This is a genomic window from Enterobacter sp. Crenshaw (assembly GCF_024734705.1).
Lineage (GTDB): Bacteria > Pseudomonadota > Gammaproteobacteria > Enterobacterales > Enterobacteriaceae > Enterobacter > Enterobacter asburiae_B.
The window spans coordinates 1,481,514-1,496,865 of the sequence record NZ_CP102932.1; the positions used below are offsets into that span (position 1 = coordinate 1,481,514).

Here is a 15,352-nt window from a genome sequence, read left to right on the forward strand (position 1 = left end):
TTACGCGCTCAGCAGCTGTTTCATATCATCTTCAACGTTGGTCACGGAACGCAGGCCGAATTTCTCGTTCAGCACCGCCAGCAGGTCCGGCGTCAGGAAGCCAGGCGCGGTCGGGCCGGTCACGATGTTGGTGACGCCGAGCGAGAGCAGGGTCAGCAGGATGACAATCGCTTTCTGCTCGAACCATGACAGCACCAGCGACAGCGGCAGGTCGTTCACGCCGCAGCCCAGTTTCTCCGCCAGGGTGACCGCCAGAATGATGGCCGAGTAAGCATCGTTACACTGGCCCGCATCGATCAGGCGCGGCAGACCTTCGATGTCGCCAAAGTCCAGCTTGTTGAAACGGTATTTGCCGCATGCCAGGGTCAGGATCAGGCAGTCTTCCGGCACGCTGGTGGCGAAATCGGTGAAGTAGTTACGCTCGCCGCGCGCGCCGTCGCAGCCGCCGACGAGGAAAATGTGGCGCAGCTTTTCACGGCTGACGAGATCGATCAGCGAATCAGCGGCACCCAGCAGGGTTTCACGACCGAAGCCGACGGTAATAAGGTGCGGGATCTCGCTGTACGGGAAGCCTGCCATCTGCTGCGCCTGGGCGATAACCGGACCGAAATCGTCACCTTCAAGATGGCTCACGCCCGGCCAGCCAACGATGCTGCGGGTCCAGATGCGGTCATCGTACGCGCCGACGGTCGGGTCGATGATGCAGTTAGAGGTCATCACGATAGGGCCAGGGAAGCGGGCGAACTCCACCTGCTGGTTCTGCCAGCCGCTGCCGTAGTTACCGATGAGATGCTTAAATTTACGCAGCTCCGGGTAGCCGTGCGCCGGCAGCATTTCGCCGTGGGTATAAACGTTAACGCCGGTGCCTTCGGTTTGCTTCAGCAGGTTGTAGAGATCTTTCAGGTCGTGACCGGAAATCAGAATGCACTTGCCTTCGGTTGCCTTGACGTTGACCTGCGTCGGCGTCGGGTGGCCGTAGGTGCTGGTTTCACCGGCATCCAGAATGCTCATCACGCGGAAGTTCATCTGGCCGATTTCCATTGAGCACTCAAGCAGGGCGTTCATATCGGCAGGCCAGGTGCCCAGCCACGCCATGATTTTGTGGTACTGGGCATAAATCTCATTGTCGTACTGACCCAGAACGTGCGCGTGCTCCATATAGGCCGCAGCGCCTTTCAGGCCGTACAGGCACAGCAGGCGCAGGCCGAGAATGTTCTCGCCAATCGCCGCTTTGTCTTTATTCGGGGTGAATTCTGCCGCCTGACGCTGGAGGTCGCCCAAATCGTCGCTGACCAGCTGAAGTTCTGACATCGGGTTTTCCACGCGAGCGGAGGCATCCGCCTTCAGGCACTGGGCTTTCAGCGCCTCACGCAGGGCAATCGCTTCGCGGGCGTAGCCGACAATGCGCGGAGAGTCGAAGTTAACGTTGGTCAGCGTGGAGAAAAACGCGCGCGGGGCGAAGCTGTCGACGTAGTGGTCGACAATGCCGTATTCGCGGGCTTTGAACGCCCATGCGGAAAGGCCTTGCAGAGCCGCAATCAGCAGGTCCTGCAGGTCAGATGTTTCTGCGGTTTTGCCGCACATACCCTGTGCGTAAGAGCAGCCATTGCCTGCCGGGGTACGGATGGTTTGTTCACATTGCACACAAAACATAATCACACCTGTTAAAGTTATATTTGATATACATGTTTAAGGTTATGCCTGTGCCAGAACGGAGAAAAGGGCTTTCTGCTACAAAATAGAGGGAGATTGATTTAGCGCAATTTTGGCGGCAGGAAACCTACCGCCAAAGAAGTATCAGGCAGAGAAGAAGGCCATCAGGACCGGAACCAGCAGGCTTAAAATAAAGCCGTGCACGATAGCCGCGGGCACCATCTCCAGCCCGCCGGAGCGTTGTAGTACCGGCAGGGTAAAGTCCATCGACGTCGCGCCGCACAGACCCAGCGCGGTAGAACGACTGCGGCGAACCAGGCTCGGGATCAGCATGATGGCAATCAGCTCGCGCGCCAGATCGTTAAAGAAGGCGGCGCTGCCGATCACCGGTCCGAATGATTCGGTCAGCAGAATACCGGAGAGCGAATACCAGCCAAAACCGGATGCCATCGCCAGGCCGGTTTTCAGCGGCAGATCGAGAATAAAGGCGTTGATGACGCCCGCCACCATTGAACTGGCAACAACCATAACCGCAACCATCATTCCCCGACGGTTGAGGACAATTTGTTTCAGCGTCATGCCATTATTTCGCAGCTGAATACCGATCAGGAACAGCAGGAAGATCAGCGTATATTCACTGGCCTCAGTCGCGTGCTGTAAAAATGCCCAACCGGTCAGCCCAAGAAGAAAACCGAGCACCACGACGCCGCATAATTTTAATGATTCAAGCGCCATTGCAATTCGTGAAGGGAGTTTTTCCTGATGATGGTGATTTTTCCATGGAATAGTGCGTTCCAGCCACAGCAGCGCGGCAATATTGCACAGCAAAATAACCACTACTGTGACGACAGAATAATGGAGGATGGAGAGTAAATTCGCCGATAAGTTGTCCAGAAATGCCAGGCTAATCCCCATAAAGAAAAGAATAACGTAGACAATCCAGCTCAGGAATCGATTAATGAGCCTTAATGCGGATTCACGATGCAGCGGAATAAGATAGCCCACGATCAAGGGCAGCAAAATGATGAGGAGTCCTGAAAACATGAACAGCCGGTCCTTTTTGAGTATCGGTTAAGCGCCAGTGACACTACCCAATAAAGGCTGTTCAGTAAAGCGGCAAAAGAAAGCCGGGCGGCGGCTACGCTTTACCCGGCTTGTGTCTACGTGGGGTGTGCGGCCTGAAGCCCTCACCCCGGACCTCTCCCACGGGGAGAGGGAGGAAAGATTAATCGCGTTTTTCCAGCAGGGTGCGATACAGCACGCCACCCAGAATACCGCCGATAACTGGCATCACCCAGAACAGCCACAGCTGCTCAAGCGCCCAGCCGCCCTGGAAGATGGCGACGGCGGTACTGCGTGCCGGGTTAACGGAGGTGTTGGTGACCGGAATAGAAATCAGGTGGATAAGCGTCAGCGCCAGACCAATGGCAATCGGGGCAAAACCGGCTGGGGCGTGTTTGTCCGTTGCGCCGTGGATCACCAGCAGGAAGCCGGCGGTAAGCACGATTTCGATCACGATGGCAGACAGCATGGAGTAGCCGCCCGGAGAGTGTTCGCCAAAGCCGTTAGAGGCAAAGCCGCTGGCCGCCGCGTCGAACCCAGCTTTACCGCTGGCAATCACGTACAGAACGCCCGCCGCGATAATACCGCCAACCACCTGCGCCACAATATAGCCAATCACGTCTTTCGCCGGGAAACGGCCGCCCGCCCATAAACCTAACGTCACTGCCGGGTTAAAATGACCGCCGGAAATATGCCCCACGGCAAACGCCATGGTTAATACGGTTAAACCAAACGCCAGCGCGACGCCGACAAAACCGATACCTAATTCCGGGAATGCTGCTGCCAGAACGGCGCTACCGCAGCCACCAAATACCAGCCAGAATGTACCAAAGCATTCTGCTGCCAATTTTCTAAACATAACCACCTCAAATAATTATCCGCACGCATTCCCGCGCGCGGGATATATCGCCATAAAGGGATGACGACTCAAAGAGCCCGTATTTTAAAAACCAACAACACCCCTTCGCCACTTAAATAAATTCGATTAATTTGATTTAAGGCAATGTGATGTCAATCCTTGTTCAAACTGGAGGTAAATAGAGCATAGTCCAATTTGCGGGCGGTAGTATCTTGCGAGATGTGGGTTATTTCAAATGAAACCTGATGGATAAATTCTGAATTTTTCGTGCTTCCGCCAGGTTATGGAGGCGGATTGCAGTGTCAAGCCCGTCTGCATCCCGCTATACTGCTGATAACTTGAAGGAAAAAGTGATCATATCGCGGGGGATTTATGCTTCTCGAACGTGTGGAAATTGTCGGGTTTCGCGGTATTAACCGCCTGTCGCTGCAGCTGGAGCAAAACAACGTCCTGATCGGCGAGAACGCGTGGGGTAAGTCCAGCCTGCTGGATGCGTTGACGCTACTGCTTTCGCCCGAGGACGATCTGTATCACTTCGTCCGCGACGATTTCTGGTTCCCGCCCGGCGACGTGACGGGGCGCGAGAAGCACCTGCATATCATCCTGACGTTCCGCGAATCCGAACCCGGACGTCACCGCGTGCGTCGCTTCCGCCCGCTGTCACCCTGCTGGGTGCCGTGCGATGACGGTTTCCGCCGGATTTTCTATCGGCTGGAAGGCGAGATGGCGGAGAACGAGGGGGTACTCACCCTGCGTGATTTTCTCGATGAGAAAGCCAACCCGATCCCGCTGGACAATATCGACGATCTGGCCCGCCACCTGATCCGCCTGACGCCGGTGTTACGCCTGCGCGATGCGCGCTTTATGCGGCGTATTCGTAACGGTACCGTACCCAATATGCCGGAAGTGGAAGTCACCGCCCGCGAGCTGGATTTTCTGGCCAGAGAGCTGGTGTCGCGTCCGCAGAATCTGACCGATGGCCAAATTCGTCAGGGGTTGTCCGCAATGGTGCAACTCCTGGAGCACTATTTTTCCGAGCAGGGAACCTCTGAGTCGCGCCATCGTCTGATGCGCCGCCGCTCTCATGATGAGCAGCGAAGCTGGCGTTACCTCGACATCATTAACCGGATGATCGACCGGCCCGGCGGTCGCACCCATCGGGTGATTCTGCTGGGGCTGTTTTCAACGCTTCTGCAGGCCAAAGGCACCGTTCGTCTGGACCGGGACGCCCGGCCGCTGCTGCTGGTGGAAGACCCGGAAACGCGCCTGCATCCCATCATGCTCTCCGTGGCATGGCATCTGCTGAACCTGCTGCCGCTCCAGCGCATCACGACCACTAATTCCGGGGAATTATTATCGCTGACGCCGGTAGAACACGTCTGTCGCCTGGTGCGTGAATCCTCCCGCGTCTCCGCTTTCCGGCTTGGGCCGGGCGGTTTGAATGCGGAAGACGGGCGGCGCATCGCGTTTCATATTCGCTTTAATCGGGCGTCGTCGCTCTTTGCCCGCTGCTGGCTGCTGGTGGAGGGGGAGACGGAAACCTGGGTCATCAACGAACTGGCGCGCCAGTGTGGCCACCATTTTGATGCGGAAGGCATTAAGGTGATCGAATTCGCCCAGTCGGGATTAAAGCCGCTGATAAAATTTGCCCGCCGGATGGGGATCGAGTGGCACGTGCTGGTAGACGGTGATGAGGCGGGCAAAAAATATGCCTCGACCGTGCGGAGCCTGCTGAATAACGAGCGCGAGGAAGAGCGCGACCATTTAACCATGCTGCCCGCGATGGACATGGAACACTTTATGTATCGCCAGGGGTTCGACGACGTCTTTCACCGAATTGCCATGGTGCCGGTCGATGTCCCGATGAACATGCGGCGGGTGATCGCCAAAGCCATTCACCGTTCGTCAAAACCGGATTTAGCCATTGAAGTGGCGACGGAAGCGGGGAGGCGGGGCGTGGAGGCGGTACCGACCCTGCTGCGGAAGATGTTCTCCCGCGTGCTGTGGCTGGCACGCGGGAAAGCGGATTAGCGCTGGGTCGCCTGTTTCACCTGCTGAATCAGGCTATCCAGCAGTTCGTAGCGGCGGCGATATTCGGAACGTTTTTTGCTGGCAATCTCTTCCATCGGTTTACGCGGCATGACGAGCGGCAGCATAAAGTTACCGTTGTCCTGCTTTTCACCGCCGATGGAGATCCAGAAACTGTCGTAATCGGCCAGCAGTTTCCCCTCTTTTTTCTTGCGGTAGCGCCAGCTGCGATAAATATGGGTATCGTTACTGACGGCGACTATTTGCTCTACCGGGAACGCGGCGCCGAGCGTCATTGCGGCCTCGACCAGCAGACGTTTCGGGAACAGACCGTGGCAGGCTTTCGTCGCACCCTGGATCAGCTCGTGGGGAACATGCGCTTTTGCGCCCTGCAAACCGCCAATGAACAGCGTTGATTTTCCCTCAAACTGGCATAGCGTAAAGGTCATCTCCGCCAGCGCCGTATTTTGACTGTCACAGAAAACGAGGGTAGCTTCTCCCTCTTTATCCATAAACGCGTCGGCACACAGGCGGACGGTAAATTGCTGTTCATCTTTTCCGGTTAAGGTCAGCAGAGTCACGCCCTGCTTTGAAAGGTAACCCTTTGTCAGCGTCGCCGGCAGCTGGCGACACATCATCTGATAGTGCCAGGACAGCGATTCCAGCGCACGCTGTCGATCCATATTGACCGTCAGCCACGGACGATGAAGGCGACACGGCAGCCCCGGCTGAACCTGGAGCATTTGCATCAGGTGCGGATGTTTCGCAAGATCAGACAGCAGGCGAGCGGTGCTGAGCGGTGTCGCCAGTGAACGCAGCATGAACTTACGTCGGTAGGCGGTTTTTTCCCATGCCAGCCCGGGTGCGATCTCACCAAAAGCCAGGTTTTTGAAGAGTTGCCAGCCGGTTTTTGGCTGCGGCAGGTTTGAAAGTGATGTATCGACGATAGAAGACATGGTAGATCCTGATCCTTTTGGAATATCGCTATTTCAACAGGGGAAATGTCAACGTCTCGTAAACAAATTAGGGCGATTTCGGAGAACAGGGGTTTCGTTGAGGAGTCGTTTAGATAGAATCAACATTTATAATTGCCAGAACATTTATTTGGAATATTTATGAACCTCAAGGGAAAACGCAGAACGCTGTTTCTGCTGCTGGCGGTCGCGGTTTTAGCCGGTGGGTACTGGCTATGGCAGGTGCTGAATGCGCCGGTGCCGCAGTATCAGACACTGATTGTTCGCCCGGGCGAACTGCAGCAAAACGTCCTCGCGACGGGCAAGCTTGACGCGCTGCGCAAGGTTGACGTCGGCGCTCAGGTCAGCGGCCAGCTGAAAACGCTGTCGGTTGAGATTGGCGACAAGGTGAAAAAAGGCCAGCTGCTCGGCGTTATCGATCCTGAGCAGGCTGAGAACCAGATCCGCGAGGTGGAAGCCACGCTGATGGAGCTGCGCGCGCAGCGTGCGCAGGCGCTGGCAGAACGTAACCTGGCTCAGGTGACGCTGACCCGTCAGCAGGCGCTGGCCAAAACCCAGGCTATTTCGAAACAAGATTTAGATACTGCCACCACTGAACTGGCGGTGAAACAGGCGCAAATTGGCACGATTGACGCGCAAATCAAACGCAATCAGGCCTCGCTGGATACGGCAAAAACCAACCTCGACTACACCAAAATCGTCGCGCCGATGGCGGGCGAAGTCACCCAGATCACCACGCTGCAGGGCCAGACGGTGATTGCCGCGCAGCAGGCGCCAAACATTCTGACGCTGGCTGACATGAGCACCATGCTGGTCAAAGCCCAGGTCTCAGAGGCGGATGTTATCCATCTTAAGCCCGGACAAAACGCCTGGTTTACGGTGCTTGGCGACCCGCAGACGCGCTACGAAGGCGTGCTGAAAGACATTCTGCCGACGCCGGAAAAAGTTAACGACGCTATCTTCTACTATGCCCGCTTTGAGGTGCCAAATCCGCAGGGCGTGCTGCGTCTGGACATGACCGCACAGGTGCATATCCAGCTGACTGGCGTGAAGAACGTGCTGACCATTCCGCTCTCAGCGCTCGGCGAGTCCGCCGGGGAGAGCCGTTATAAAGTGAAAGTGCTGCGCAACGGCGAAACGCGCGAGCGCGAGGTCGTGATCGGCGCGCGCAACGACACCGACGTGGTGGTGGTGAAAGGTCTGGAAGAGGGCGAGGAGGTTGTTGTCAGCGAAAGCCTGCCCGGAGCCGCTAAATGACGGCGCTGCTTGAGCTGAATAACATTCGTCGCAGCTATCCGTCAGGCGACGGTCCGGTGGAGGTGCTGAAGGGCATCTCCCTGCGCGTGGAGGCGGGCGAGATGGTGGCGATTGTCGGGGCATCGGGTTCCGGTAAATCGACGCTGATGAACATTCTCGGCTGTCTGGATAAACCGACCAGCGGTAGCTATCGCGTGGCCGGGACGGATGTCTCCACGCTGGACGGCGACGCGCTGGCGAAGCTGCGTCGGGAACATTTCGGCTTTATCTTCCAGCGTTACCATTTGCTTTCTCACCTGAATGCGGCGCAGAACGTGGAAGTGCCTGCGGTGTATGCGGGCGTCGAGCGGAAAAAGCGGCTTGAGCGCGCGCAGATGCTGCTGACGCGTCTGGGGCTGGCGGAGCGGGTGGAGTACCAGCCCTCGCAGCTGTCCGGCGGGCAGCAGCAGCGCGTGAGTATTGCCCGTGCGCTGATGAACGGCGGGCAGGTGATCCTCGCGGATGAACCGACTGGGGCGCTTGACAGCCATTCCGGCGAAGAGGTGATGGCGATCCTTCACCAGCTTCGCGATCAGGGCCACACGGTCATCATTGTTACCCACGATCCGCAGGTGGCGGCGCAGGCGGAACGCATTATCGAGATCCACGACGGCGAGCTGGTCAGCAATCCGCCGCCGCGTGAGTCCAGGGCAGCGGCGCCGAAAGAAGCGCTGCCGGCATCAACCGGCTGGGGGCAGTTCTCCAGCGGCTTTCGCGAAGCGCTGACCATGGCCTGGCTGGCGATGGCGGCCAATAAAATGCGTACCCTGTTGACGATGCTCGGCATCATTATCGGTATCGCCTCGGTGGTGTCGATCGTGGTGGTGGGCGACGCGGCGAAGCAGCTGGTGCTGGCCGATATCCGCGCCATTGGCACCAATACCATTGACGTCTATCCCGGCAAAGACTTTGGCGACGACGAGCCGCAGTATCAGCAGGCGCTGAAATACGACGATCTGGCGGCGATTCAGAAGCAGCCGTGGGTGAACTCCGCCACGCCTGCGGTTTCGCAGAACCTGCGTCTGCGCGTGGGCAATGTTGACGTGGCCGCCAGCGCTAACGGTGTGAGCGGAGACTATTTCAACGTCTACGGCATGACCTTCAGCGAAGGCGCTACCTTCAACGCAGAGCAGCTGGCGGGCAGGGCGCAGGTGGTGGTGCTGGACGCGAACTCGCGGAGGCAGCTTTTCCCAAACAAAGCCAACGTGGTGGGCGAAGTGATCCTGGTCGGCAACATGCCTGCCACGGTCATCGGCGTGGCGGAAGAAAAGCAGTCGATGTTTGGCAGCAGCAAAATCCTGCGCGTCTGGCTGCCCTACACCACCATCTCCGGGCGGATTATGGGGCAGTCATGGCTCAACTCCATCACCGTACGCGTGAAGGAGGGCTACGACAGCGCGCTGGCCGAACAGCAGCTTGAACGGCTGTTAACCCTGCGCCACGGGAAGAAAGATTTCTTCACCTGGAATATGGACGGCCTCTTGAAAACGGCGGAAAAGACCACACGTACTCTTCAGCTGTTCCTCACGCTGGTGGCGGTGATCTCGCTGGTCGTCGGCGGCATCGGGGTGATGAATATCATGCTGGTGTCGGTCACCGAACGTACCCGGGAGATCGGCATTCGCATGGCGGTCGGCGCCCGGGCCAGTGACGTGCTGCAGCAGTTTTTGATTGAGGCGGTGCTGGTGTGTCTGGTCGGCGGGGCGATGGGTATTGCGCTCTCGATGATGATCGCGTTTGCGCTTCAGCTCTTTTTACCCGGCTGGGAGATTGGCTTCTCGCCGGTTGCCATTATTACCGCATTTTTGTGTTCGACCTTTACCGGCATTTTGTTTGGCTGGTTGCCCGCCCGCAACGCGGCGCGGCTGGATCCGGTGGACGCGCTGGCTCGGGAATAACCCGAAAATAAAAATGCCAGCCGATCGGGCTGGCATTTTGACTGCGGGATGTACACAATAAAACAGAGAGCTATGCAACCGTCTCTGCTTCAACGGGTACGATTAGGCTGGCATGATTGCCTTTTGGTCCCTGATGTACATCGAACCGGACGGACTGCCCGGCTTTGAGCGTTCTGTAACCATCCATCTGAATGGTGGAATAGTGAGCGAAGATATCCTCGCCGCCGCCTTCGGGGCAGATGAAGCCAAACCCTTTGGCGTTGTTGAACCACTTAACAGTACCCATTTCCATGCTTCGACATCCTTCGTAAATCTTATAAGTTAAGATGGAATGAACCGGTGGTGGAGTGGGGGCTGTTCAAAACCTCGCCATCTCACGCTTGTACAATTTAGAGAAACGAAAGAAGTCGTCAAGCGTTTGGCGCTGGAGATGGGACAATAATCAACCAAAGTTTGAAGCAGTTAACGCTATTGCAACAGTTTGTGACAGACATCGCGGATGACAGTAATAGATGATTGTTATCTAACATCTGAGGTAGATTCAAAGTGGTTATGCATAATGGGTAAGACCAACGATTGGCTGGATTTCGACCAGCTGGCGGAAGACAAAGTGCGCGACGCGCTAAAACCGCCATCTATGTATAAAGTTATGTTAATGAACGATGATTACACGCCGATGGAATTTGTTATTGACGTGCTACAAAAGTTCTTTTCTTATGATGTAGAACGTGCAACGCAACTGATGCTTACCGTTCATTATCGTGGCAAAGCTATCTGCGGCATCTTCACAGCCGAAGTGGCGGAAACCAAAGTGGCGATGGTGAACGACTATGCGAGGGAGAACGAGCATCCGTTGCTGTGTACGCTGGAAAAGGCCTGATAAGGCATAAAATTGGGGGAGGTGCCTATGCTCAATCAAGAACTGGAACTCAGTTTAAACATGGCTTTCGCCAGAGCGCGTGAGCACCGACATGAGTTTATGACCGTCGAGCATTTACTGCTCGCACTGCTTAGCAACCCATCTGCCCGCGAAGCGCTGGAAGCCTGCTCCGTGGATCTGGTGGCGCTACGTCAGGAACTCGAAGCCTTCATCGAACAAACCACACCGGTGCTGCCAGCCAGTGAAGAAGAGCGCGACACGCAGCCGACGCTCAGCTTCCAGCGCGTGCTGCAGCGCGCGGTATTCCACGTCCAGTCTTCCGGGCGTAGCGAAGTGACTGGCGCAAACGTCTTAGTCGCCATCTTCAGCGAGCAGGAGTCACAGGCTGCCTACCTGCTGCGCAAACACGAAGTCAGCCGCCTCGACGTGGTTAACTTTATTTCTCACGGAACGCGCAAAGACGAGCCTAACCAGGCATCGGATTCCAGCAATCAGGTCAATAACAATGAAGAGCAAGCAGGCGGGGAGGATCGTATGGAAAACTTCACCACCAACCTTAACCAGCTTGCTCGCGTTGGCGGTATCGACCCGCTGATTGGTCGAGATAAAGAGCTGGAGCGCGCGATCCAGGTGCTGTGCCGTCGCCGCAAGAACAACCCGCTGCTGGTGGGTGAGTCAGGCGTGGGTAAAACCGCGATTGCCGAAGGGCTTGCCTGGCGCATTGTGCAGGGCGACGTGCCGGAAGTGATTGCCGACTGCACCATCTACTCGCTGGATATCGGCTCGCTGCTGGCGGGCACCAAATACCGCGGTGATTTTGAAAAACGCTTCAAGGCGCTGTTGAAACAGCTGGAGCAGGACACCAACAGCATCCTGTTTATCGATGAGATCCACACCATCATCGGCGCAGGTGCGGCCTCCGGTGGCCAGGTGGATGCCGCGAACCTGATCAAACCGCTGCTCTCCAGCGGCAAGATTCGCGTGATTGGCTCCACGACCTACCAGGAGTTCAGCAACATCTTTGAGAAAGACCGTGCGCTGGCGCGCCGCTTCCAGAAAATCGACGTGACCGAACCGTCCGTCGAGGAAACGGTGCAGATCATCAACGGCCTGAAGCCGAAGTACGAAGCGCACCACGACGTGCGTTACACCGCGAAAGCGGTACGTGCGGCGGTGGAGCTGGCGGTGAAATATATCAACGACCGTCATCTGCCGGATAAGGCGATTGACGTGATTGATGAGGCAGGGGCGCGTGCGCGCCTGATGCCGGCCAGCAAGCGTAAGAAAACCGTTAACGTGGCGGATATTGAGTCCGTGGTGGCCCGCATCGCGCGTATCCCTGAGAAGAGCGTTTCTCAGAGCGACCGCGACACGCTGCGCACCCTCGGCAATCGCCTGAAAATGCTGGTCTTTGGTCAGGATAAAGCCATTGAGGCCTTAACCGAAGCAATCAAGATGGCCCGCGCCGGGCTGGGGCATGACCACAAGCCTGTCGGTTCCTTCCTGTTCGCTGGCCCGACCGGCGTGGGGAAAACCGAGGTGACGGTTCAGCTCTCCAAAGCGCTGGGCATTGAGCTGCTGCGCTTTGATATGTCCGAGTATATGGAGCGTCACACCGTCAGCCGTTTGATTGGTGCGCCTCCGGGCTACGTGGGCTTTGACCAGGGCGGCCTGCTCACCGACGCGGTGATCAAGCATCCGCACGCGGTCCTGCTGCTCGATGAAATCGAGAAAGCGCACCCGGACGTGTTCAACATCCTGCTGCAGGTGATGGACAACGGGACGCTGACCGACAACAACGGGCGCAAGGCGGACTTCCGCAACGTGGTGCTGGTGATGACCACCAACGCCGGCGTGCGTGAAACCGAGCGTAAATCCATCGGCCTGATCCACCAGGATAACAGCACCGATGCGATGGAGGAGATCAAGAAGATCTTCACGCCGGAGTTCCGTAACCGTCTGGACAACATTATCTGGTTCGATCACCTGTCTACCGAGGTGATCCATCAGGTTGTGGACAAGTTCATCGTCGAGCTGCAGGTTCAGCTGGATCAGAAAGGCGTGTCGCTGGAAGTGAGCCAGGAGGCCCGCAACTGGCTGGCCGAGAAAGGCTACGACCGTGCGATGGGTGCCCGTCCGATGGCGCGCGTGATTCAGGACAACCTGAAGAAACCGCTGGCGAACGAGCTGCTGTTTGGCTCGCTGGTGGACGGCGGTCAGGTGACCGTGGCGCTGGACCAGGCGAAGAACGAACTGACGTATGATTTCCAGAGTGCGGCGAAGCACAAGCCGGAAGCGGCTCACTGAGTTAAACGTTAATGTTAAAAACCGGGCATTTGCCCGGTTTTTTTATGCCTGCCAAGGTAAAAGCAAAACGACAACAGTGTTGTCGTTTCTAGTGTTTTCTCCCTCTCCCTGTGGGAGAGGGCTGGGGTGAGGGCATCAGGCCGCAGAGGAATTTTGCGAGGCGCTTTCCAGTTTCTTTCGAAGTCAGTTGCTGGATAAATCAACAGTAATAAAATGGCGGCGCACCTGCAAAATCAGGTGCCGGGATTGGCGTCCTGATTACACACGAGAAATGATGTTGATACGTCAACTATCATCAGGTTCGTTCACACTTTTGAAAGCTAGCGATATAATCCGCAGACTCAATTATGGTGGGCTGAACCGGGGCTTCTTTTGAAGCGCCGATTTTCCCGTGTGGGTCGGTACGCCAAACCGGTTCAGTCTGCCACCTGAGTTGGCGTTCGGGTGGAGATCTCATCATTTCACACGGAGTCAAAATCAAATGGAACATAACAATCTTTCACTGCTTTACAGCGAACTCTCCCTCAACCCCGATCTCCCAACCCTTGCAGAGCGCTGCAAACTGCTCACTGAAATCCTCCTCGACTGCACATCACTCCCACAAAAGCAGCCCGTCTGCCGCTGCCTGGGTGCGTATCTGGAAGAAATGAAAGCTGGCCTCACAGAATCAATGCGTGATTTTCAGGTGGTGGAATTTGAGGACGACGCGGAACAACCGAGACAAAAAGAGTGGCTGCTGGAAGATACCGAAACAAAGTGTGATTACTGCCGGGCGTTAAACCACATACTGCTGGTATCGCATTTTGACCGCGATATGTTGCCGCACCTGACGGGGCTGCTGCATGACATAACGCATTCGATGGCCGCAGATGTCGTTGCACCTCAAAGTGCAAAAACGGTAATTCACATTATTTCCTGACGTCGATCCGAGGCGTCGGGGGAGTTCCTCTGACGCCAAATGGATTAATCTTCGTAAAAATGGGTGTTACGGGAAGACGTTAATAACTTTTGATGACAATAAAATAGTGCAGTTCGCTGCCGTACAGCTCGCGTTATGTAGCCCTTAACTGCCTGAATTTTCCTTCATCTGTTGGTTGTAAATACAGCCAAGACCCACTAAATGCTGGCTCACTACCCGCGCCCCAAAGTTATGACACTGTAATGACCATGGATGGGATTTCAGCCAGACAGCAAATGCAGTGCAGGATGCAAGTGAAATCAACGCGGGTTCCGCTGTACTTTGCTGTCCGGTCAGCAGGCCAATCATCTTGCATATCTCGCCATTATCCCAACGCTGCCACACATTTTTCCACCATCCCATTTTCCAGCTACCAGTAAGGCAAAATGCTTTGTCAGAGAGGTTGGCGTTTTCAATATTTTCAGACACAAACCAAAGATCGGTTTTCCCAAGTCGGACTTCTGTTGACCAGGCAGTTATAGCCCCGCCGCGCAAAACGCACTCATGGGCGAGATAATGATCGGTTACACCCGGGAAGCGTCGTTTTAATCTCTGGAAATGACTGTGTATGGTAATGACAGGACGGACCATGCTTCCCCGGTCGTTTCGCTTAAGCTCGGCACTACCGTACTGAATTTCATCAAATTGACTCCGTTTAAGAAATTGCATCTCTTGCTCCCGAATAAGGTCGGTATCGCTCGACGGTAGTATCGAAGAAGGGAAAGACTTAGAACCCTGATAGAGCAATGAATCACCTGCCTTCCAGTCGCAATAGTTGGTTGTTACTTGAATAATTTTGCCGGAGTCAGCATCGGCACTGATCACAACATACAGTTTCTGCCTCGCAGAATGACCCTGAAACGGTATAACCATTGTGGTCGTTGACACCCTTGTTAGCGCAGGGAGTGAAACATGCAGATCGTGTTCGAACCCGTTAACCGCGTGTGCAAGGACCCTTTGGTTTGTCGTTTCACCAGAGTGCACCCCTTGTTCGAGCTGGGAAAGAAGGGTGATATTTTTATTCAGGCCTACAGCATTGTCATTGTGTGGAGTAAATACATAACGGCAGGTGCAACATTGAAAGCGGGGTGTTCTGGCTTTTGTGTATCCATAGCGAATGATGTGCGCTGTAAAACAGCGGGGACAACCTTGTCCTGTATTTCCTAATTTTCGTTGCATGAATTGACTGAACCACTCGTCACATTCTTTTGTATTAAACAGTGGAGGAAGACTGCCACATTTTTGACATTCAAGAGCAGCGTAGCCCAGACGATAAACAGGAAAAACATAATCACTCGCATCTGGTATTCCGAGATTTGGACATGACCAGCTTTTACAAACATTGAGATCTATTTTTGGAGCGGATTCCATGTGCTTCACCAACTGATTCTGTTAGTCGCAAATTTTCGCGTCTCCCTTTTCCATATGTCGTGAGAA

12 protein-coding genes are annotated in these 15,352 nt (G+C 55.5%); 6 read left to right on the forward strand and 6 right to left on the reverse strand.

Going from position 1 to position 15,352, the window contains the following annotated elements:
• The 3 genes from hcp to aqpZ form a co-directional block, all read right to left on the reverse strand.
• Nucleotides 1-1,653, reverse strand: a complete 1,653-nt coding sequence (gene hcp / locus NWV12_RS06970) for a hydroxylamine reductase (RefSeq protein ID WP_033145071.1) — start codon at nt 1,651-1,653, stop codon at nt 1-3.
• Nucleotides 1,654-1,797: 144 nt separating this feature from the next.
• On the reverse strand, nt 1,798-2,697 hold the full coding sequence (locus NWV12_RS06975; RefSeq protein WP_033145072.1) for a lysine exporter LysO family protein: 900 nt from the start codon (nt 2,695-2,697) through the stop codon (nt 1,798-1,800).
• Between the two features lie 181 nt (nt 2,698-2,878).
• Nucleotides 2,879-3,574: an aquaporin Z gene (gene aqpZ / locus NWV12_RS06980; protein WP_033145073.1), complete on the reverse strand. Its 696-nt coding sequence runs from the start codon at nt 3,572-3,574 to the stop codon at nt 2,879-2,881.
• 372 nt (nt 3,575-3,946) lie between these two features.
• On the opposite strand from aqpZ, the gene NWV12_RS06985 reads away from it, so the two are divergent.
• The gene (locus tag NWV12_RS06985; RefSeq protein ID WP_048979695.1) at nt 3,947-5,605 is read left to right on the forward strand and encodes an ATP-dependent endonuclease; all 1,659 of its coding nucleotides are present in this window, start codon (nt 3,947-3,949) and stop codon (nt 5,603-5,605) included.
• Here the strand turns inward: NWV12_RS06985 and NWV12_RS06990 are convergent.
• On the reverse strand, nt 5,602-6,558 hold the full coding sequence (locus tag NWV12_RS06990) for a VirK/YbjX family protein (protein ID WP_048979696.1): 957 nt from the start codon (nt 6,556-6,558) through the stop codon (nt 5,602-5,604). The two genes, NWV12_RS06985 and NWV12_RS06990, sit on opposite strands and share 4 nt — an antisense overlap.
• Before the next feature lie 159 nt (nt 6,559-6,717).
• On the opposite strand from NWV12_RS06990, the gene macA reads away from it, so the two are divergent.
• Nucleotides 6,718-7,833, forward strand: a complete 1,116-nt coding sequence (macA, locus tag NWV12_RS06995; protein WP_045887634.1) for a macrolide transporter subunit MacA — start codon at nt 6,718-6,720, stop codon at nt 7,831-7,833.
• Nucleotides 7,830-9,770, forward strand: coding sequence for a macrolide ABC transporter ATP-binding protein/permease MacB (gene macB / locus NWV12_RS07000; protein WP_048979698.1), 1,941 nt, complete (start codon nt 7,830-7,832; stop codon nt 9,768-9,770). The genes macA and macB overlap by 4 nt, the downstream gene beginning before the upstream one ends.
• Nucleotides 9,771-9,840: 70 nt before the next feature.
• Here macB and cspD read toward each other — a convergent pair whose 3' ends face one another.
• On the reverse strand, nt 9,841-10,062 hold the full coding sequence (gene cspD / locus NWV12_RS07005) for a cold shock-like protein CspD (RefSeq protein ID WP_006809408.1): 222 nt from the start codon (nt 10,060-10,062) through the stop codon (nt 9,841-9,843).
• Nucleotides 10,063-10,329: 267 nt separating this feature from the next.
• Here cspD and clpS point away from each other — a divergent pair, with 267 nt between their 5' ends.
• The 3 genes from clpS to NWV12_RS07020 all read left to right on the forward strand — a co-directional run bounded on the left by clpS (nt 10,330) and on the right by NWV12_RS07020 (nt 13,876).
• The gene (clpS, locus tag NWV12_RS07010) at nt 10,330-10,650 is read left to right on the forward strand and encodes an ATP-dependent Clp protease adapter ClpS (RefSeq protein WP_006174393.1); all 321 of its coding nucleotides are present in this window, start codon (nt 10,330-10,332) and stop codon (nt 10,648-10,650) included.
• A gap of 27 nt (nt 10,651-10,677) precedes the next feature.
• Entirely contained in the window at nt 10,678-12,957 is a 2,280-nt protein-coding gene (gene clpA / locus NWV12_RS07015; RefSeq protein ID WP_008499992.1) for an ATP-dependent Clp protease ATP-binding subunit ClpA, read from the forward strand.
• A 481-nt stretch (nt 12,958-13,438) separates the two neighbouring features.
• On the forward strand, nt 13,439-13,876 hold the full coding sequence (locus NWV12_RS07020; protein ID WP_048979700.1) for a hypothetical protein: 438 nt from the start codon (nt 13,439-13,441) through the stop codon (nt 13,874-13,876).
• Nucleotides 13,877-14,020: 144 nt separating this feature from the next.
• On the opposite strand, the gene NWV12_RS07025 is transcribed toward NWV12_RS07020, so the two are convergent.
• A complete protein-coding gene (locus tag NWV12_RS07025; protein WP_143345999.1) occupies nt 14,021-15,295 on the reverse strand; it encodes an IS1 family transposase in 1,275 nt (424 codons plus the stop codon).
• Between the last annotated feature and the right edge of the window lie 57 nt (nt 15,296-15,352).

What these genes read in the sequence shown, in the direction of transcription:
- clpA (WP_008499992.1), top strand. Translation starts at nt 10,678, where the DNA reads ATGCTCAATCAAGAACTGGAACTCAGTTTAAACATGGCTTTCGCCAGA.
- NWV12_RS07020 (WP_048979700.1), top strand. Translation starts at nt 13,439, where the DNA reads ATGGAACATAACAATCTTTCACTGCTTTACAGCGAACTCTCCCTCAAC.
- NWV12_RS06985 (WP_048979695.1), top strand. Translation starts at nt 3,947, where the DNA reads ATGCTTCTCGAACGTGTGGAAATTGTCGGGTTTCGCGGTATTAACCGC.
- NWV12_RS06975 (WP_033145072.1), bottom strand. Translation starts at nt 2,697, where the DNA reads ATGTTTTCAGGACTCCTCATCATTTTGCTGCCCTTGATCGTGGGCTAT.
- macB (WP_048979698.1), top strand. Translation starts at nt 7,830, where the DNA reads ATGACGGCGCTGCTTGAGCTGAATAACATTCGTCGCAGCTATCCGTCA.
- cspD (WP_006809408.1), bottom strand. Translation starts at nt 10,062, where the DNA reads ATGGAAATGGGTACTGTTAAGTGGTTCAACAACGCCAAAGGGTTTGGC.
- NWV12_RS06990 (WP_048979696.1), bottom strand. Translation starts at nt 6,558, where the DNA reads ATGTCTTCTATCGTCGATACATCACTTTCAAACCTGCCGCAGCCAAAA.
- macA (WP_045887634.1), top strand. Translation starts at nt 6,718, where the DNA reads ATGAACCTCAAGGGAAAACGCAGAACGCTGTTTCTGCTGCTGGCGGTC.
- hcp (WP_033145071.1), bottom strand. Translation starts at nt 1,653, where the DNA reads ATGTTTTGTGTGCAATGTGAACAAACCATCCGTACCCCGGCAGGCAAT.
- clpS (WP_006174393.1), top strand. Translation starts at nt 10,330, where the DNA reads ATGGGTAAGACCAACGATTGGCTGGATTTCGACCAGCTGGCGGAAGAC.
- aqpZ (WP_033145073.1), bottom strand. Translation starts at nt 3,574, where the DNA reads ATGTTTAGAAAATTGGCAGCAGAATGCTTTGGTACATTCTGGCTGGTA.